Annotated in this window: 12 protein-coding genes; 2 read left to right on the top strand and 10 right to left on the bottom strand. The window is 67.6% G+C overall.

The genetic code is table 11. The features are described 5' to 3' along the window. Positions 1–41: 41 nt before the first annotated feature. Together EDL96_RS06250 and EDL96_RS06245 are read left to right on the top strand one after the other, a co-directional pair. The gene (locus tag EDL96_RS06250; protein WP_123824943.1) at positions 42–1,343 is read left to right on the top strand and encodes a glycosyltransferase; all 1,302 of its coding nucleotides are present in this window, start codon (positions 42–44) and stop codon (positions 1,341–1,343) included. A gap of 83 nt (positions 1,344–1,426) precedes the next feature. After that, complete coding sequence (locus tag EDL96_RS06245) at positions 1,427–2,227, top strand: phosphatase (protein ID WP_123824942.1); 801 nt, start codon at positions 1,427–1,429, stop codon at positions 2,225–2,227. Between the two features lie 82 nt (positions 2,228–2,309). Here EDL96_RS06245 and mgrA read toward each other — a convergent pair whose 3' ends face one another. From mgrA to EDL96_RS06195, 10 genes are all read right to left on the bottom strand, one after another. Beyond that, entirely contained in the window at positions 2,310–3,407 is a 1,098-nt protein-coding gene (mgrA, locus tag EDL96_RS06240) for an L-glyceraldehyde 3-phosphate reductase (RefSeq protein ID WP_123824941.1), read from the bottom strand. A gap of 113 nt (positions 3,408–3,520) precedes the next feature. Further along, positions 3,521–5,224 (bottom strand): tannase/feruloyl esterase family alpha/beta hydrolase, encoded by a 1,704-nt coding sequence (locus tag EDL96_RS06235; protein WP_199732549.1) that lies wholly within the window; start codon positions 5,222–5,224, stop codon positions 3,521–3,523. Between the two features lie 210 nt (positions 5,225–5,434). Then, on the bottom strand, positions 5,435–7,393 hold the full coding sequence (gene treZ, locus EDL96_RS06230) for a malto-oligosyltrehalose trehalohydrolase (protein WP_123824940.1): 1,959 nt from the start codon (positions 7,391–7,393) through the stop codon (positions 5,435–5,437). A 75-nt stretch (positions 7,394–7,468) separates the two neighbouring features. Further along, positions 7,469–9,937, bottom strand: coding sequence for a malto-oligosyltrehalose synthase (gene treY / locus EDL96_RS06225; protein ID WP_123824939.1), 2,469 nt, complete (start codon positions 9,935–9,937; stop codon positions 7,469–7,471). 65 nt (positions 9,938–10,002) lie between these two features. Next, positions 10,003–12,198 (bottom strand): glycogen debranching protein GlgX, encoded by a 2,196-nt coding sequence (gene glgX, locus EDL96_RS06220; protein WP_123824938.1) that lies wholly within the window; start codon positions 12,196–12,198, stop codon positions 10,003–10,005. 121 nt (positions 12,199–12,319) lie between these two features. Then, a complete protein-coding gene (locus EDL96_RS06215; RefSeq protein ID WP_123824937.1) occupies positions 12,320–13,960 on the bottom strand; it encodes a bifunctional ADP-dependent NAD(P)H-hydrate dehydratase/NAD(P)H-hydrate epimerase in 1,641 nt (546 codons plus the stop codon). Next, complete coding sequence (locus EDL96_RS06210) at positions 13,957–14,358, bottom strand: holo-ACP synthase (protein WP_123824936.1); 402 nt, start codon at positions 14,356–14,358, stop codon at positions 13,957–13,959. The genes EDL96_RS06215 and EDL96_RS06210 overlap by 4 nt, the downstream gene beginning before the upstream one ends. 62 nt (positions 14,359–14,420) lie before the next feature. Then, positions 14,421–16,295, bottom strand: a complete 1,875-nt coding sequence (gene glmS / locus EDL96_RS06205) for a glutamine--fructose-6-phosphate transaminase (isomerizing) (protein ID WP_123824935.1) — start codon at positions 16,293–16,295, stop codon at positions 14,421–14,423. A gap of 194 nt (positions 16,296–16,489) precedes the next feature. Continuing rightward, positions 16,490–17,632 (bottom strand): mannitol-1-phosphate 5-dehydrogenase, encoded by a 1,143-nt coding sequence (locus EDL96_RS06200; protein WP_123824934.1) that lies wholly within the window; start codon positions 17,630–17,632, stop codon positions 16,490–16,492. Further along, on the bottom strand, positions 17,629–19,707 hold the full coding sequence (locus tag EDL96_RS06195; RefSeq protein ID WP_123824933.1) for a PTS mannitol transporter subunit IICBA: 2,079 nt from the start codon (positions 19,705–19,707) through the stop codon (positions 17,629–17,631). Before EDL96_RS06195 ends, EDL96_RS06200 begins: the two co-directional genes overlap by 4 nt. Between the last annotated feature and the right edge of the window lie 97 nt (positions 19,708–19,804).

Genomic DNA, 19,804 nt, shown 5'->3' with positions numbered 1-19,804 from the left:
CGAGCGTCCGCAGGCCACGGGCGTGCCCCTACAGTGTGGGTGTGACTACACCGACTGTCCCCCGGCCGATCGGTCACGATGTCTCCGGGGCCCGTATCGCGCTGCTATGCCTCCACACCTCGCCGCTCGTGCAACCCGGGCAAGGGGATGCCGGGGGCATGAACGTGTACGTACGACACCTCGCGGAATCCCTGGTCCAGCTGGGCCACCCGGTGGACCTGGTGACCCTGTGGCGCGCGAGCGAGCATCCGAACGAACAGGAACCGGACCGCACGATCACGGTGACCACCCTCGACTCCGGGGTCCGGCTGGTCACCGTCCACCTGCCCGGCACCGCCGCGGTCGGCAAGAACGAACTGCCCCGCGAGCTGCCCGCGATCACGGAGGCTCTCCGCCGCGCCTACTCGGATTCCGACCTTGCCCTGGTGGTGCCCGACGTCGTTCACGGGCACTACTGGCTCTCGGCCGCGGTCGCGACGGATCTTGCGGCCGAATGGCAGATTCCCGCGGTGACGACCTTCCATACGACGGCGCGGGCCAAGAACGCGCGAGCAGGGACCGACGAGCACCCCGAGCCGGAGATCCGCGAAGACGGGGAACAACGCATCGTCGACCGGTCGCAGGCGGTGGTGGTCAACACCGCGTCCGAAGCCCGCGACCTCACCTCCCTGTATTCGGCCGACCCCGACCGGGTCCGCGTGATCCCGCCGGGCGTGGACGTCGAGGTGTTCCGCCCCGGTGGTCCGGCCGCCCGCGACGGCGCGTTCACCATCGGGTTCGCCGGTCGCCTGCAACGGCTCAAGGGGCCGCAGATCCTGGTCGAAGCCCTCGCGCTCGTCCGTGCGGCGGCCCCCGGGCTCGACGCGCGGCTCTGGTTGGCCGGGGTCGGTTCATCCGAGTTCACGGCGGAGCTCGACGAACGCGTCGCACGCCTCGGCCTGGGACACGTCGTGGAGACCGTGGGGTCGCTTCCCGTCGAGGAGCTTGCCCGGCGCTTCAGGAGCTCCGACGTGATCGCGGTGCCGTCGTCGTCGGAGACCTTCGGGTTGGTGGCCCTGGAGGCCCAGGCCTGCGGGACGCCCGTGGTCGCCACGGACGTGGACGGACTGCGGGCCGCGGTCGACGACGGCGAGACCGGCTGGCTGCTGCCCGACCGGTCGCCGAAGACCTGGGCGGAGGCGCTCGTCGCGATTGCCGAGGACCCCGCGGAACTCGAACGTCGCGGTGCCCTCGCCGCCGAGCGGGCCCGGGGCTTCTCGTGGGTGGCCAACGCGGAGGCACACGCGGCGCTCTACCAAGCCCTGCGGTCGGCGACGGCCCCTGGTGAGGCGAACCGGGGTTGAAGGGGACCTGGCTTACAGCCGGACCTGGCCCGTCGGTGACCCGTTCCTCATCCCCGTACGGCCGCGGGTTCTAAGCTGGCCCCGTGTCTTCGCCTCACCTGACTGCCCCCACCCGTACCGAGCTCCTGGTCCATCTGGATGCCACACGCATCACCGGACAGGTCGCCACCCCGCGCGAAGCGAACCTGCGCAACATCCACGACTTCCTGGCCGGCTCCGAGCACCAGTACATGGGCATTCCCGCCGGCCCGGAGGACACCTGGGACTCGGTCTTCGAACTCATGGTGGACAAGGTCGGCATCAGCCCCGATCGGTCCCACGAGCAGGGTCAGGACACCATCAGCGCGGAATTGTGCGTCACCGCGCTGGAGCGGTACGCGGACGTGTTCGGGCGGGTGGTCCGCGAGCGCGGACGCATCTTGTTCGCGACCGCCCACCCGGCCGCGATGCCGGCGGTCTACGCGCCGATGGCCCAGGCCACCCGGGAGGCGGGGGCTCAGGTGCTCACGATCGACGGCGGGATCCCCTGGGACACGGGTGATGTCCGGGCCGTGGGCGACGTCGTGATGGTCGAACAGTACGGCGGCCTGCGGCACACGCACCGGCCCGAGCCCATGGACCTGGTCCTGGACCAGCTGGAAGCGGCCCACCGTGCTGATCCGAGCGCACCGCTGCCCGATCTGGTCGTCACGGATCACGGCATGGCCGGCGCGGCGGGAACCCGCGGGTATTCGGTCGTCGCGGTCGGCGACTGCAACGACCCCGCGGTGTTCGTGGGTGAAGCGCGCGGTGTGATCGACGTCGTCGTGCCCCTGGACGACAACGTCCCCCCGAACGCCTACGCCCCGATGACCGCCTACCTCCTGGCCCGCGCGGGCCTCTAACTGCCCTCCACTGCCGCTGAACCCTCGCGAAACTCGCCCATCAGGGGGTGATGCGCGAGTTTCGCGAGGGTTCGGCGGAGGGTCAGTCGGTGGATTCCGTTGCTGCCGACCAGATGTTGACGCCCGCGTCCACGGCGAGTTCGTCGATGCGGGCCAGTTCCTCGGCCGAGAACTCCAGGTTCTCGACGGCCGCCACGGAGTCCTCGATCTGCGACACCTTGGAGGCCCCGACCAACGCGGAGGTCACCTGCCCGCCGTCCTGTTCCCGCAGGGTCCAGGCGATCGCCATCTGGGCCAGGGATTGTCCGCGGGCCTGTGCAATCTCGTTGAGTCCACGGATGTGCTCGATGTTCTGGTCGGACAGCCATTCGGGGTTCAGGGACTTCGACGCCGCGGCGCGCGAGTCCTCGGGTACACCGTCCAGGTACTTGTCGGTCAGCATCCCCTGGGCCAACGGGGTGAACACGATCGATCCCATCCCGTGGTCCGTGAGCGTCTGCACCAGGTTCTTCCCGTGGGCGGGCCCCATGGAGTTCGACGACGGCGTCTCGACCCACCGGTTGAGCATCGAGTACGACGGCTGGTGAATGATCAAGGGTGTCCCCAGACCGCGCATGATCTGCTGCGCCCGCGCGGTCAGATCGGCGCTGTAGGACGAAATCCCCACGTAGCCGGCTCGCCCCGACCGCACGATGTGATCCAGCGCGCCCATGGTTTCCTCGAGCGGTGTCTCCGGGTCCGGGCGGTGGTGGTAGAAGATGTCCACCCGGTCCAGACCCATGCGCTCCAGGGACTGGTCGAGCGAATCCAACAGGTACTTGCGGGAACCGCCGAACCCGTAGGGACCCGGCCACATGTCCCACCCGGCCTTGGATGAGATCACCAGCTCCTGGCGCAGCCCCGCGAAGTCCTCCCGCAGGATCCGCCCGAAATTGACTTCGGCCGACCCGTTGGGAGGGCCGTAGTTGTTCGCCAGGTCGAAGTGGGTGACACCCAGGTCGAAGGCCCGGCGCAGGATCTCCTTCTGCGACTGCAGGGGCTTGTCGTCACCGAAGTTGTGCCACAGGCCGAGGGAGATCGCGGGCAGTTTGAGGCCGGACTGCCCCAGCCGCCGGTACGGCATCTTGTCGTACCGGTCGGCGGCCGGGGTCCAGCGAGTGTCTTCTCCGTAGATCAGCATGGTTCCATTTCACACCCGCGCAGGCCGTGGCCGCCAGGCGCCGGTCCTGGGTTCTCCTCACGGCACCACTTGTTCGTGTGCTCGTGGCAAGGGCCCAGGACCGGCAGCCGGGATCAGCGGTCGGCCTTCTGCGGCTTGTCCCCCGTGCAGCGGAAGCTCGAGGCGGACTCCGGGTCCCCACTCTGGTAGCGAGCCGTTGCGGGGTAGACGCACAGCGGGCGGGACCGTTCGGTGGACCAGTCCGCCGGCAGCTCGGTGTTGGCCGGGTTCACCCAGGCCGTCAGCTGCTGGGGCGCGGATCCCTGTTCGACCCAGCCGACCAGCGAGGCCAGTGCGTCGTACTGATCGGTTGCCACACCGCCGCGGACGTGGCCCATGCCCGGAACCTCGAAGTAGCGGGCGAAGTCCTCGGCCTTGTTCTGGTTGGCCTTGTCCAGCCTCTCGTACCAGGACGCCGTGTCATTGACGGAGAAGACGCCGTCGGCAGCGCCGTGGATGACCATCAACTTCCCACCTTCGGCCTGGAGGGAATCCATACGATCCAGCTCCGGCGGGGTCATGAACTCCATGGCGCTTTCGGTGTAGGTCCCGTCGGACTGGTAGATGCTCTGGGCCGCCTGGTCGATGTCCAGGTTGAGGGCATAGTCGGGCAGGGTCTCCAGTGCGGGGGCATCCGGCGGGGTGCCGAAGATGTAGCCGTAGGCGCTGGAGTCGCGGGTCAGCGGGGCGTCGAACTTCCAGTTCCCCCACCCGGCCTGTGTCAGTCCGGGGTCATAGGGGAAGGACGAGTAGATCGACTCCCCCGTGCTGGTCTCCGCCCCGGAGAACACCTTGGCCACCACGTCCTTCTGCTCGGCGGTCAGGCAGGTGCCGTCGCGTTCGGCGTCGCAGGTTGGCACGTCGCGTTCGAAGCGGAAGACCTTCTTGCACCGCTCTGAGGCCTGCACCATGCCGTCCTCGAGCCCGTCGAGTCGGTCGCAGCGGGACAGGATGGCATCGGCAACCACCTGACGCTCGTCCTGGGTCAGCGCGGTCTTCAGGTCGGTGCCGTCGGCCACGGTGGCCCACTGCTGGGCTCCCCAGACCTGGGCCACGGCAGCCTGCGGGAGGTTGAAGCCCGGGGCCACGGCCAGGAAGCCGTCGTACTCATCGGCGTAGCGGGAGGCTCCCACCATGGTGTGACGGCCGCCGTTGGATCCGCCGGTCATGTACGAGTAGTCCGGCCCGCGACCGTACCCGGCTTCGACCAGTGACTTGGCCGTGGGCGTCAGCGCACCGACGGCCTGGTAGCCGTAGTCCAGCCGGGCCTGCGGGTCGACGCCGAAGGTCGGGTTCTGCGCGGAGCTGTGGCCCGCGTCGGAGCTGATGACGGCCATCCCCACCTGGAGTCCGCTCTCACCGCCTCCCACGGTGCCCAGGGCGGGGACCACTGTGCCGTCGAGCCCGCCGTTGGCCTGGTAGAGGTAGCGTCCGTTCCAGTCCTTGGGCAGGCGCATTTCGAATCCGATGCGGTAGGTCTGCTGATCGACCGGGCTGACCCGTTCGTTCATGTGGCCGGTGACCTTGCAGTGCTCGCCGATGGGTTCACCGCGGTTGGTGAGTTCCCCGCTCGGCACGGTTTCGGCGCTGGTGATCACGGTGTTCTCGAACGCGAAGTCGGCCAGCGCCTCGCAGTCCTGCAGGACACCGGGCTGGGCCCCCGCGGGGACATCGGTGGCTTCCGCTGCGGGCATGGCAGGCACGGAAGTGCCCGCGAGGATGAGCGCTGCCGCGGCGGCGAACAGCGTGGTGGTGATGCGTCGTGGTGTGGAGGGCACGGCAGATCCTCTCGGCGACACGCACGGAGTTGCGCCCGGGTACCGACAAGCTAAGGGATAACCGTTGAAAAATACAACGGTTTTCGGGGATCAACTGTGCTCCACCTCACAGCAGTGAGCGGAGTTGCACCCGTGACTGCAGAACCCGACCGCAGAACAGAGCCCGCACACCCCTTGGGGCGCGCGGGCTCCGATCCGTCGAGAGGCGGTTCAGACCCGCAGGACTGCGGCTCCGTAGGCGGGCAGTTCGACGACGGCGCCACCCAGCTCCCCGGGCGCCATCTGCACCGGGGCGGCGGCCCACAGCATCTGCGCCGACGTGGGCAGTTCAACTGCCACGGACGTCGGGGTGTCGCCGAAGTTGAACGCCACGGCCACGCCGCTGACTGCCTCACGCGGTTCGCCGTCCTCGAGTCGGGCCAGGTCACCCCGGTAGAGCACCAGGGTCTTGGCGGCCTCGTCCACGCTGACCCGGATCGAGCGGAAGTCCTGCTCGGTCAGCTCGGGGGTCGAGCGCCGGACGGCGATCAGTTCCCGGTAGGCGGTGTGGACCCGGGCGTGGCCGCCGCCGTTGCGCTCGTCGTGCTTGAGCACGGCGGAGCTGAAGGTCTCCGGGTCCTGCGGGTCGGCGATCTCCGATTCCTTCCAGCCCATGCGTGCGAATTCGCCGATGCGTCCGGTGCGCACGGCCTCCGCGAGTTCCGGCTCCGGGTGGGAGGTGAAGAACGGCCACGGGGTGGACGCACCCCACTCCTCCCCCATGAACACCATCGGGGTGAACGGCTGGGTCAGCAGCACCGCGGCGGCCAGTACCTGCTGGTCCACGGTCAGGTACTGGGAGAACCGGTCACCGGCAGCGCGGTTGCCCACCTGGTCGTGATTCATGATGTAGCTGACGAACTGCCAGGGGCGGTTGTGCTCGGGGTCCACGGGCTGACCGTGGGAGCGCCCGCGGAAGGTCGAGAACGTGCCGTCGTGGTAGTAACCGGCCGTGTAGCTCTTGGCCAGCGTGTGCAGGCCCGCGAAGTCCTCGTAGTAGCCCTGTTCCTCGCCCGTGAGCGCCCAGTGCGCCGCGTGATGCCAGTCGTCGAGCCACTGCGCGTCCATCCCCAGACCGTTCCGGTCCACGGGTTGGATCATGCGGGGGTCGTTCTTGTCGGACTCCGCGATCAGGTACGTCGAACGCCCGGCCCGGGCGGCCGTCTCGTGGGCGACCTGGGACATCTCCTGCAGGATGTGCACGGCCCGTTCGTCCTTGAGCGCGTGCACGGCGTCCACGCGGAAGCCGTCCACGTGGTAGTCCTCCACCCACATCCGCACGTTGTCCAGGATCAGGTCCCGCACGCCGTCGGAGCCCCAGTCGTCCAGGTTGATCTGGTCGCCCCAGGACGAGTTCCCGGCGGTGAAGATCTCCAGGAACTGCGGGAGGTAGTTCCCGGAGGGCCCCAGGTGGTTGTAGACCACGTCCTGCACCACGGCCATTCCGCGTGAGTGGCAGGCGTCCACGAACCGCTGGTACCCGGCTGGCCCGCCGTACTCCTCCTGGACCGTGTACCAGGCCACGCCGTCGTAGCCCCAGTTGTAGGTGCCGTTGAAGCCGTTGACCGGGAGCAGTTCGATCGTGTCCACGCCCAGTTCGGCCAGGTCGTCCAGGTGCTGGATCGCGGCGTCGAAGGTGCCTTCCTCCGTGAACGTCCCGATGTGCAGTTCGTAGAGGATGGCCCCTTCCAGGGGGCGCCCGGTCCAGTCCCCGTCACCCCACTCGAACTCGGTGGGGTCGAAGGTGCAGGACAGGTCGTGCACGCCTTGAGGCTGGCGGGGCGAACGCGGGTCGGGCAGGACCTCCGACGTGAAGTGTTGTTCCTTGTCCGTCCCCTCGTCCTTGGTCTTGGTCAGCAGGTAGCCGTAGCGGACCGTGCTGGACGGGACGGACGCAGCAGCGGAATCCGGCAGAGTCCACCAACCGGCCGTGCCCCGTTCGGTCCGCGTGTAGCGCGGCGAGGGGTCCAGTCCGCGAGGCTGGTGATCCGGGAGGGTCTCGGCCGGGACCATGTCCAGTTCCTCCCCATCGATCCGAACGACGACGCCGGCCGCGTGCGGGGCGAAGAGGTCGAAGCGATCCAGATGGGCGCGGCCGTTGTCCGGTCGGGCGGTGTTGGGAATGCTCATCATCAGGCTTTCAAGATCGTGGTGTAAAGGGGATCCGGTACGGGTGGCCCGGCGAGAAGGTCGGCGCAGCCGCACTCAGGCGCGGCGGAGCAGTGCCACCGGCAACAGGTCCAGGAGTCCGGAGACCCGGACCGTGCCTTCGAACCGTCCGCCGGTGAGTTCGTCCACCCACGCGCCGGCGGGCAGTTCCAGAACGGTGTCGCCCCATCCGCCGTCACGGGCCAGTCCCAGCGGCAGGCGGGTGGCCACGGAGACGGCCCCGCCGCGGTCGAAGGCGAAGAGGTGTTCGGCGGCGGAACCGGTGGCGGTCAACGGCGTGTAGTCCGTGAACAGATCGGCATGATCGCGCCGCAGGCGCAGGGCCCGGGAGGCCAACAGCAACTTGGCGTCACCCGTGTCGTCCAGAGCGGGGACGGAGTGGACCCGCGGCACTGCCGGATCGTCGCGACGCTTGTCCAGCTCGGCCAGCCGCTGGGCGATCTGTGCGTGGTCCACGGGCCGCCGGTTGTCCGGGTCCACCAGGGCGGGTGCCCACTGCTCGGACCCCTGGTACACGTCCGGGACTCCGGGCATGGTCAGCTGGACGAGTTTCTGGCCGAGGGCATTGACGTAACCGGCCTGTTCGACCCGGCGCACGAATCCCTCGAAGGCGCCACGCACGGACGGTTCCGTGAGCACGACGTCGACGAACCGGGTGAGCTCCTCCTCGAACTCCGCAGAGCCGTCCACCCACGCCGTCGCGGTCTGCGCCTCGCGGGCGGCCTTGAGTGCGTACTCGACGGCGCGGTCGCGCTCGATCGGCCACGCCCCGAGCATGGCCTGGAGCACCAGGTTCACGAGCGTGCGGTCCGCCAGGGGTCCGATCCCGGCGGCGGCCGCCTGCTTCTCGACGTAAGAGACGGTGGACGCCCAGTCCTTGGCGGCTTCGGCCAGGACGCTGATCCGGGCCCGGACGGACTCGGAGCGTTTGGTGTCGTGCGTGGACAGGGTGGTCATCGCGAGCGGTTCCTCGCGCTGGCGCCGTTCGAATTCCGCATGCGCCTGATCGGGTTCGACGGCGAACACCGACGGGTCGCCACCGACCTCGGTCAAGGAGGTCAACCGGGAATAGCGGTAGAAGGCCGCGTCCTCAACACCCTTGGCCATGACCATGCCGGAGGTCTGCTGGAACCGCCGGGCCACGGGGGTCAGATCGCTCTCTGCGGTCCCCACCCCCAGGATCGGGCCGAGCGCCTCGATGACCTCGGCCACGTCAGGTCGGGCAGCGCTCGCGCGGCGCAGAGCGGATTCCAGGTGCTCCACGCCCTCGGGCAGGTAGGTCCGGTAGACCTCGAAGTTCGCGAGGACTTCGCTCAAGGCATCCACCAGGCGGCCGTGGGAGAAAGCGGACAGCGCGGGTTCCGTCTCGGCTTCCCGGGCCAGTCGCTCGACCTCGGCGTGCAGGGCTCCATCCACGACGGCGCGCTTGGTCCCGTGGATCATGCGGGGCCAGTTGCCCTCCTGGGTGCCCTGGGCGGTCGAACCCTGTCGCAAGGCCGCGTCCAGCGTGGTCAGCGGATAGGCGCCAGCGGGGTCGACGAAGAGCCGGTCCACCGTGCCCAAGGCGTCGTACCCGGTGGTGCCCGCCGTGGCGCCGGTTTCCAGCCATTCGTGTGGCAGCTTCTCCCCGGGTTCCAGGATCTTTTCGATCAGCACGTACGCCCCGCCGGTCAGCTCCTGGAGGTCGGTGAAGTAGCGCCCGGGGTCGCGCAGCCCGTCGGGATGATCGATGCGCAGGCCGTCCACGAGTTCCTCGTCGAACCACCGCTTGATCTCGGTGTGGGACTCCCGCAACGCATCGGGATTCTCGACCCGCACACCGGCCAGGGTGGTCACGGTGAAGAACCGGCGGTAGTTCAGCCCCCGGTCACCCGTACGCCAGTTGACCAGCCGGTAGTGCTGGCGGTCGTGAACCTCGGCCGGAGAATCCGCGATCTGACCGGCCGTGTCCAGGGTGTACGTCCCCTCGGCCAGCGGATAGACGTTGTCCCAGTAGGCCAGGACGGGCTCCCCGTCCTCCACGCGCACCGTCAGATCCGCGAGCGCCTTCTCCGACTGCCCGGCGGCCGTTGCGCCGTCGTCGTCGGTGTCGTCGCCCAGGACGGGAATCATGAGCTTGCCGTCGAAGGCCTCCCAGTCCACGTCGAAAACATCGGCGTGGGACGAGGCCTGGCCCTGCCGGAGCAGATCCCACCACCACGGGTTCTGCCGCGGTTCGGCGACACCCTGGTGGTTGGGAACAACGTCCACGAGCACACCCATCCCGGCGTCGTGCGCGGCCCGGCACAGCCGGTCGAAGGCCTCCTTGCCGCCTCGGTCCGGGTCCACCAGGGTCGGGTCCACGACGTCGTACCCGTGCGTCGACCCCTTCGTGGCCCGTAGGACGGGCGAGAGGTAGAGCCAGTCGATCCCCAAGGTCCGCAAGTGCTCGATCTGAGCGGCCGCGTCGTCAAGGTCGAAGTTCTCGGTGATCTGCAGTCGGTAGGTCGAGGCGGGAGTACGCACGGTCGGGCAATCTCCTGTCGGGTGTGGGCGTTCGGTGGGTCGACCCGTGGGCCGACCCACCGGGGTCAGTCGTCGGGCTGTGCCTGGGCGGAGTACGCGGCCACGGAGGCGGCGACGGACACGTCCGGTTCCTCTTCCGGTTCCTCGTACTGCCGCAGGACCACCACGGACTTGGCCTTGAGCGTGAAGGATGTGGAGTGGTCCAGCACGGATCCGTCGCCGTGCTCACCGGCGGTGTCCAGCAGCTCTTCCCACTTGGCCCCGTAGGTCTCGGCGGGCACCGTGATCTCGACGTCCTCCGGGGACGAGTTGAACCAGACGATGAAGTCCACGTCCGTGATCGGACGGCCACGCCGGTCGACCCCCGCGATGCCGTGACCATTGAGCCACATGCCAAGGGTCCTGGCCAGAGGCTCGTCCCAGTCCGACGGCGCCATCGGGGTGCCGTCCTTGTCCAGCCACACGATGTCCGGCATGGGGTCACCCTCGCCGAGCTCGCCCATCTCCACTGGGCGCCCGTCGAAGAACTGTCCGCGGCGGAACGTCGGGTGGTCGCGGCGCAGGTGGATCAGCGCGGAGGTGAACTCCATGAGCGGGGTGTCCGCGTTCTCCCAGTTGATCCAGGAGATCTCGTTGTCCTGCGCGTAGGTGTTGTTGTTGCCGCCCTGGGTGCGTCCCAGTTCGTCACCGTGCAACAGCATGGGTGTGCCCTGGGAGAGCATGAGCGTCGCGATGAAGTTGCGCTGCTGGCGCGCACGCCAAGCCAGCACCTCGGGATCGTCCGTGGCACCTTCGACGCCGCAGTTCCAGGATCGGTTGTGGGACTCGCCGTCGTTGCCGTCCTCACCGTTGGCGTCGTTGTGCTTCTCGTTGTAGGAGACCAGGTCCCGCAGCGTGAAACCGTCGTGTGCTGTGACGAAGTTGATGGACGCGTACGGGCGGCGGCCGCTGTTCTCGTAGAGGTCCGCCGAACCGGTGATCCGGGACGCGAACTCCCCCAGAGTGGAGGGCTCACCGCGCCAGAAGTCACGCAAGACGTCGCGGTACTTGCCGTTCCACTCCGTCCACTGGGCAGGGAAGTTACCCACCTGGTAGCCACCGGGGCCCACGTCCCACGGCTCGGCGATCAGCTTGACCTGGGAGACGATCGGGTCTTGCTGGACCAGTTCGAAGAACGTGGAGAGCTTGTCGACATCGTAAAACTCACGCGCCAGGGTGGAGGCCAGGTCGAAACGGAACCCGTCGACGTGCATCTCGGTGACCCAGTAGCGCAGGGAGTCCATGATGAGCTGCAGCGAGTGCGGGTGTCGGACGTTCAGGGAGTTCCCCGTGCCCGTGTAGTCCATGTAGTACTTGGCGTCGTCCTCGACCGTGCGGTAGTACGCCCGGTTGTCGATCCCCCGCATGGAGAGGGTGGGACCCATGTGGTTGCCCTCGGCGGTGTGGTTGTAGACCACGTCCAGGATGACTTCGATCTCGGCCCGGTGCAGGGCACGGACCATCGCCTTGAACTCCTGGACCTGCCCCCCCAAGGTGCTCGATGACGCGTAGTCGTGGTGGGGGGCGAAGAAGGAGATCGTGTTGTATCCCCAGTAGTTGCGCAGCCCCTTCTCCTGGAGCGTGGAGTCCTGGACGAACTCGTGGACCGGCATGAGCTCGATGGCCGTGATGCCCAGCTTCTTGAGGTGCGAGATCACCGCGGGGTGGGCCACGCCCGCGTACGTCCCGCGCAGGTTCTCGGGGACCTCGGGGTGTTGTTCGGTGAGGCCTTTGACGTGGGCTTCGTAGATCACCGACTTGTGGTACTGCTGCTTGGGTGGCCGATCCCCTTCCCAGTCGAAGTAGGGGTTGATCACCACGCCCTTCATCATCAGCTCGGCCGAGTCGTCCTGGTTGAAGGAGTCCTCGTCACCGAAGTTGTAGGAGAACAGGGGCTGACCCCACTCACGGACAAAGCCGTCCACGGCCTTCGCGTAGGGGTCCAGGAGGAGCTTGGCGGGGTTGCAGCGGTTTCCGTTGGCGGGGTCCCATGGGCCGTGAACCCGGTAGCCGTAGCGCTGCCCGGGCTGGACCTCCGGCAGGAAGCAGTGCCAGACGTAGCCGTCCACGGCGGTCAGTTCGATGCGGGTCTCGTTGTCCTCATCGTCGAACAGGCACAGTTCGACCTTGTCGGCAACCTCGCTGAAGAGCGCAAAGTTGGTTCCGGTCCCGTCGTACGTCGCCCCGAGGGGGTACGGGTTCCCTGGCCACACTTCGGTCACGTGTTGGTTCTCCTGTCATCGGGAAAGCTGATCGAGAAAGGCACTGCTCGCCTGACGGCAGGCAGCAATCAATTCGAGCTTACTCGTAGCGCGCCCCCACGCCGGAAGTAAGCATCCTGAATTATGCCGAGGGAATAGTCACGTTCGCGGTCAGGGCACGGCGGATCCGCTCCGGTGTGCTCGCGCCCGGGCCGTCGCCGTCGATCCATGACGCACGGGCCTGGAGGGTCGCGGCCAAGGCCACGACCAAGGCCCAGCGGCCCTCGCCCTTGAACCTTTCCCGGAGAGCATTGCGGGCCGTTTCGGCCAGCGGCGCGTCGGCGAGCCAGCGGCGAACCCGGCGGTCGAAGGCCTCGGGTCGGCCCGCCACGTTGGCCAGCACAGCGCCCATGATTCCGGCCAGGCAATCCCCGGAACCGGCCGCGGCCAGCCACGGGCTGCTGTTGCCAACGGTCAGAATCGTCTCCGCCCTCGGGCCGGCCACGACCGTCACGGCCCCTTTGAGCAGGACCGTTGCACCGGTGGCATCAGCCGCAACCTTGGCCCAGCGGCCCGGTGCGTCCTCGACCTCGCAACGTTCAGGTACCTCCGCGGCCAGCCCCCAGGCTTGGCACCAGGTGAGCAGGTCGACCAGCTCCCCCGCGTGCGGGGTGAGCACCTGGTGCGCACTGAGACGGGCGTCCCCCAGGTGCTGCCCGACGGCCGCAATCGCCCCGGCGTCCAGAACCGACGGTTCGGGCGCGGTCAGGATCTGCTCGAGGCGTCGACGCTGTTCGTCGTCGACGGCGCCCGGGCCGGCAACCCACGACTGGACGTGGACCCCGTCCGGTGAGTCCGCGCTCGAGACCACCTCGGGGGTGGTCAACGTCACCAGGGTGCGCGTGTGTTCGTCGCCCAGGTAGCGGACCATCCCGGCACCGGCCGCCACCGCGGAGCGCGTGCACAGCACCGCGGCCCCCGGGTACTCGGGGCTGCCCGCGACGACCCCCACCACTCCGCGCGTGTACTTGTGGTCCTCGGTTACGGGCCGCGGCCACAGGATATCCAGGTCCCCGTCCTCCAGCGCCACGACGGCGGGGCAGGGCAGGGAGTCTTCGATCCCGATGGTCACGAGTTCGACCTCCCCGCTCAGTCCTCGCCCCGGGGGCAGGACGTGGGCGGCCTTGGTTCCGCCGAAGGTGACCGTTCTGGCTGCGGCGAGAACCGGTCCCGGGCTCGCGCCGGTATCGGCTTCCACTCCCGAGGGAAGATCGACGGCCACGACCACGGGACCTTGTCCCCCGTCGTCGGTCGCCGCGTCCAGTTCCCGGTTCACGCGCTCGACAAGCTCCCCCGCCTGCCCGCGCAGGCCTCCGGTGGCGCCGGTGCCCAGCAGACCGTCGAGGAGCAGATCGGCCGCGAGACACCGGTCGGTCGCGGCGTCAGTACCCAGATCGGCCAGTGTTTCGACGGATCCGCCGGCAGCCCGCAACGCTTCGTGGCCCGCAGGGTGCAGGCGATCCCCGGCGGCGATCACCTGCACGGCCGCGCCGCGTCGTCGCAGTTCGGCGGCGGCCCAGAGGGCGTCACCGCCGTTGTTACCGGTCCCCGCGAGCACCACCACACGAGCACCGGTCACACGGCCACGCTCGGCACGCAGCACCCGGACGCAGGCCAAGGCCAGTCCGTGGGCGGCCCGGGCCATCAACAGGTCACCGTCACCCGCGTCCAGGAACGGGCGTTCGACGTCGCGGACGGTGGTTCCGGTCCAGGCGGGGATCATGCCGTGGGAACCGCGGAAAGTTCGTTGCCGGGGATCGCGTCGACCGGGAATCCCTCCGCGACGACGTAGGCCATGGCAATCCCGCCGTCGTGCGACATGGACAGATGCCAGCGGTCGATGCCCTGCTTGGCCGCTTCGGCCGCCACCGTTCCTTCGGTCCGCAGCACGGGCGCTCCCCACTCGGTCTTCTCCACCCAGCAGTGCTGCCAGATCATCCCCGGCGGCGCCTTGAGTGCCTTGGCGGCGGCCTCCTTGGCGGCAAAACGCGCCGCGAGCGACTGCACCGGCAGTTCACGCTCCGCCGGTACGAACAACCGTTCACGAAGACGCGGAGTTCGTTCGAGCTGACGGGCGAAACGCTCGGTGTCCACGACGTCGATTCCGGTACCAATGATCATGCGGCCAGGGTACCGCCTGAGGCAGCCACCCTGACCGCATGGGCGACGGGGTCAGTCGCAGATCACTCGACGGTCACGGACTTCGCCAGGTTTCGCGGCTGGTCGACGTCGTAACCCTTGGCCTCAGCCATGGCGCAGGCGAAGATCTGCAGCGGGACCGTGGACAGCAGGGGCTGCAGCAGCGTGGGCGACTGCGGGACACGGATGACGTGGTTGGCGTAGGCCTCCACGGCCTCGTCGCCCTCTTCGGCGATCACGATCGTCTCTGCACCGCGGGCGCGGATCTCCTGGATGTTGGAGACCACCTTGGAGTGCAGCGAGTTGCGGCCGCGCGGGGACGGGGCGATCACGAAGACCTTCTGTCCGGGTTCGATCAGGGCAATCGGCCCGTGCTTGAGCTCACCGGCGGCAAAGCCCTCCGCGTGGATGTAGGCGATCTCCTTGAGCTTGAGCGCGCCTTCGAGTGCCACGGGGAAGCCCACGTGACGGCCTAGGAACAGGACCGACTCGGTCTCGCCCATTCCGGTGCCCATGGCCTTGATCGCATCGGCGCCGTCGATCACGGTCTGGATCTTCTCCGGCATGGCCTGCAGTTCGCGCAGAACCTCACCGATCTCGTCGGCGTACATGTTGCCGCGCAGCTGGGCCAGGTACAGGCCCAGGAGGTAGGCGGCGGTGATCTGGGCCAGGAACGCCTTGGTGGAGGCGACGGCGATCTCCGGACCCGCGTGGGTGTAGAGGTTGGCGTCCGACTCACGCGGAATCGAGGACCCGTTAGTGTTGCAGATCGCGATGACCTTGGCGCCCTGTTCGCGGGCGTGCCGGATGGCCATGAGGGTGTCCATGGTCTCGCCGGACTGGGACAGCGCCACCACGAGCGTCTTTTCGTTGACGATCGGGTCGCGGTAGCGGAACTCGTGGGCCAGCTCGACCTCGGTGGGGATCCGGCACCAGTGTTCGATCGCGTAGCGGGCCACGTGTCCCGCGTAGGCGGCGGTACCGCAGGCGATGACCACAATCTTGTCGACCGAGCGCAGCAGCGACTCGTCAATGCGCAGTTCGTCGAGAGTCAGCTGCCCGGTTTCGTCCAGGCGCCCCAGGAGGGTGTCGTGGACGGCCGAGGGCTGGTCATGGATCTCCTTCTCCATGAAGGAGTTGAAGCCGCCCTTTTCCGCGGCGGCCGCGTCCCAGGTGACCTCGAACGGCTTACCCTCGACCGGGTTGCCTTCGAAATCGGTGATGGAGTAGTCCGTGGCCGTGATGGTCACGATCTGGTTGTTGTCCATCTCCACGGCGCTCTTGGTGTGCTGGATGAATCCGGAGACGTCCGAACCCAAGAAGTTCTCGTCCTTGCCCAGACCGATCACCAGCGGGGAGTTGTAGCGGGCGGCCACGATCCGGTCGGGATGGTCCGCGTGGACGGCCAGGAGCGTGAAGGCACCCTCCAACCGCTGGGTGGCCAGCTGCATGGCCTTGCTCAGGTCGCGGCCGGCGTCCTTGTTGTAGTAATCGCCGAGCAGGGTGGCTGCGACCTCGGTGTCGGTCTCGGAGACGAACGAGTAGCCCTTGGCGGCCAGCTCGTTCTTGAGTTCTGAAAAGTTCTCGATGATGCCGTTGTGCACCACGGCCAGTCGACCGTTGTCCAAGACGTGCGGGTGGGCGTTGGCGTCGGTCGGGCCGCCGTGGGTGGCCCAGCGTGTGTGTCCGATGCCCAGGGCGGCATCGGGAAGTGGGCTGACTTCGAGCTCGACGTCGAGGCTCGAGACCTTGCCTGCCTTCTTCCGGAAGTCGACCTTCCCGTCGGCGACGACGGCGACACCGGCGGAGTCGTACCCGCGGTACTCGAGGCGACGCAGCCCCTCCAGGACGTAGTCCAGGGCGAAAAGTTCACGGTCCGGCGTTTCAGGCAGACCCACATATCCAACGATTCCACACATGCGGTCAGCCTATCCCAAGCAAGTGGCGGTATCCGGGCTGACCACAGGTGTACGGACGTCACACCAGCCACGCCGCCTCCGCAGTGGATTCCCGCTGCCGAATCCACTGGTGGTTGCCGCGGCAACGTCATGCAAGCAAACAGCCCCCGGCCAGCAGGTGAAGGCCGGGGGCTGTCGCGCGTCTCAGTGACCAGTCATCGAGCCCCGAAAACCTCGTTGAGCGAGCCGAACAACGGGTGGGCCGGGTCGATCCCGGTCAGTTCCGTCACCAGGGCGTCGGTCGCGGCGCGATCGTCCTTGGCCGCGGCGAGCTTGGACTGCAATTCCTGCGCCTCGGCGTCTTCGGCGACGTCGAAACCGAGGATTGCTGCAACGGCTGAAACCAATGCGGACGCATCCATGCCGCGCTCGGCCAGCTCGGCCGCCGGGCCGATGAACCGCTCGTTGCGCGAGAGCTTGCGCAACGGAGCCCGGCCCACACGGTCCACCGTGTCCGGCAGGTGCGGGTTGGCAAATCGCGTGAGGATCTTGTCCACGTAGGCCTGCTGGACCTCGGGTTCGAAGCCGAACTTCTCGACCAGCAGGGCCTTGGTCTCCCCCAACACGGCTTCGACCTTGGCGTGCACCTCGGAGTTCTCCAGCGCATCCGAGATCTTGGAGATCCCGGCCTGGTAGCCGAAGTACGCGGTGGCCGCGTGGCCGGTGTTGACCGTGAACAACTTGCGGGTGATGTACGGAGCAAGGTCCTCGACCCAGGTGACACCCGGGATCTCGGGGACGTCGTCACCGAACGGCGTGGATTCCACGGCCCACTCGTAGTAGTTCTCCACCGTGACGTCCAGACCCTGTCCGGGCGCCTGGTTGGGGACGATGCGATCCACCGCGGTGTTGGCGAACACCGCGATCCCGTCGACCTCCGGGTAGGTCTCCCGGATGGACTCGGCCAGACCGTCGGTCGCGTTGATCGCGTTCTCGCACGCCATCACGGCCACCTTGGAACCGCCGACCTCGGCTCGCGCCTTGAGACCCTCGGCCAGGGTGGGGGCGATGATCTTGAGAACGGTCGGGCCCACCGCGGTGGTGATGACGTCGGCGGTCTTGATCTGCTCGAGCAAACCATCGGTGTCCTCGGCCGAGTTGACCCCGGAGAACCCGGTGATCTCGATGTCCCGCGGCTGCGCGCCGACCTCGTGGACCGTGTAGGTCTCCTGGGCGTTCAAGGCGTCGATGAGCGGGGCGGCGACGTCCGCGAAGACCAGCTCGTATCCCGCCTCGTTGAGCAGGACACCGACGAACCCGCGGCCGATGTTGCCTGCGCCGAAATGTAGGGCTTTCATCCGTTGACCTTTCCAAAGATCTCGAGGATCTCCTCGGGAGTCTGTGCAGCCTCCAGTTGAGCAAGGGATTCCTTCTTGGAGAAGATCTTGGCGATCTTTGCCAGGAGGCCCAGGTGCTGTCCGTCCGCACCGGCAATGCCGATCACGTACTTGACCTCCTGGCCTCCCCAGTCGACCGGACGGTCGTAGCGGATGAAGGACATGGCCGAATCGTGGATTGCGGATTTCGCCTCATTGGTCCCGTGCGGGATGGCCAGGCCGTTGCCCATGAAGGTGGAGACGGAGGACTCACGTTCGTGCATGGCCTCCACGTAGGCGCGGTCCACGGCACCGGTGTCCACCAGCAGGTTGCCCGCCTGGTCGATCGCCGCGGCGCGCGATTCTGCGCTGGCACCGAGCTTGATCGAGTCCGTGGACAGGATCTGCTTGCCGCCATCGACCGGAGCCGCGTTCGCCGACGACGGCGCCTCCTCGCGCTCGGGGGCAGCTGCGGCGGCCCCACCTGCCGAACCGGCTGCCGCGCCCGTACCCGCACCGGCAGCTGCTGCGACGGGCACGGAGGTCTCGGCGCCCTGCGCCGAACCGCCGTCGCGCTGCTCGCGGATCAGTTCCACGATTTCGTCGTAGCGCGGGGAGCCCATGAAGTTGTCCACGGCCACGTGCATGGCCGAGGGCGTCGGGGTCTCGGCGCGGTGGAGCAGATCCTCGTGGACGACCACCAGGTCGAATTCGTCCTTGAGGTTGTTGATCGCGGAGTTGACCACGGAGACGTCTGATCCGAAGCCGGCGTCCTTGATCTTGTTGCGCAGCACGGAGGCACCCATGGCGGAGGACCCCATGCCGGCGTCGCAGGCGAACACGATCTTGGAGATGGTGTTCTGGGCATCCGCCGCGCCGCCTGCCAGAGCGGAGGACACGGAGGACTTCTTGCCCTTCATGCCTTCCATCTTGGCGGTGGCCTCGGCCAGGCTGTCCTCGGTCTGCTTGGAGAGCTTGAGGATCACGGAGGCGACGGCGAATGAGACGGCAGCCGCTGCGAGGACGCCCAGGATGACGCCCACGTAGGAATCCGATGCCGTCTGGGCCAGAATTGCGATGATGGAGCCGGGGGCGGCCGGCGCACGCAGCCCGACGTGGAAGATCTGGAACACGGCGATGCCGGACATGCCACCGGCGATCGCTGCGAGGATCAGCTGCGGCTTCATGAGCACATACGGGAAGTAGATCTCGTGGATACCGCCCACGAAGTGGATGATGGCCGCGCCGGGGGCCGTGGCGCGGGCGGTCCCGCGACCGAAGACCATGTAGGCCAGCAGGATGCCCAGACCGGGGCCGGGGTTAGCTTCGAGCAGGAACAGAATCGACTTGCCCTGTTCGAGGGACTCGGCAGAACCCAGCGGAGTGATGAGGCCGTGGTTGATCGCATTGTTGAGGAACAGGACCTTGGCCGGTTCGATGATCAGAGAGGTCAAGGGCAGCAACCCGGTGTTGACCAGGAACTCCACAATGGCACCTGCCACCTGGGTGAACAGGTTCATGACCGGGGTCAACAGGAACATGGAGCCGATCGCGGCGATGGCCGCGAAGATCCCGGCCGAGAAGTTGTTGACCAGCATCTCGAAGCCCGGGCGAATCTTGCCATCCCACAGGGAGTCGAGCTTCTTCATGCACCACGCTGCCAACGGACCCATGATCATGGCCCCAAGGAACATGGGTGCGGCTGCGCCGTCCTCACCGATAAACACCGGGGATGAGGTGCCCATGATGACGCCCATCGTTGCTATGGCACCGACCACGCCGCCGCGGACGTCGTAGACGAGCTTGCCACCGGTGTAAGCGATCAGCAGCGGGAGCAGGTAGATGACCATGGCGCTGACCATGGTTGCGATCTTTTCGTTCGGGAAGAACCCGTCCGGAATGAACAGCGCGGTGATCAGGCCCCAGGCGATGAATGCCGCGATGTTCGGCATGATCATGGAGGACAGGAAGGTGCCGAACTTCTGCACGGCAACGCGCAGTCCGCCCTTCTTCTGTACCGTCCCCGCCTCGGCGGCGGAAGTGGTTGCTGTGCTCAAGACGTCCCTCTTCGGATCGTTCAGGCGCTGGGGACTTCAGGAACCACAACTGCCTCGAAAGACCTGGCTGTTCCTCGTCACCCCGGCGGACTAAGGG

Origin of the sequence: Kocuria soli, from assembly GCF_003797835.1 — a bacterium.
In the GTDB taxonomy this organism is placed as follows: Bacteria; Actinomycetota; Actinomycetes; order Actinomycetales; family Micrococcaceae; genus Kocuria; species Kocuria soli.
Note: the sequence above shows the minus strand (reverse complement) of the source record. Positions and strands in the feature narration are given on the sequence as shown.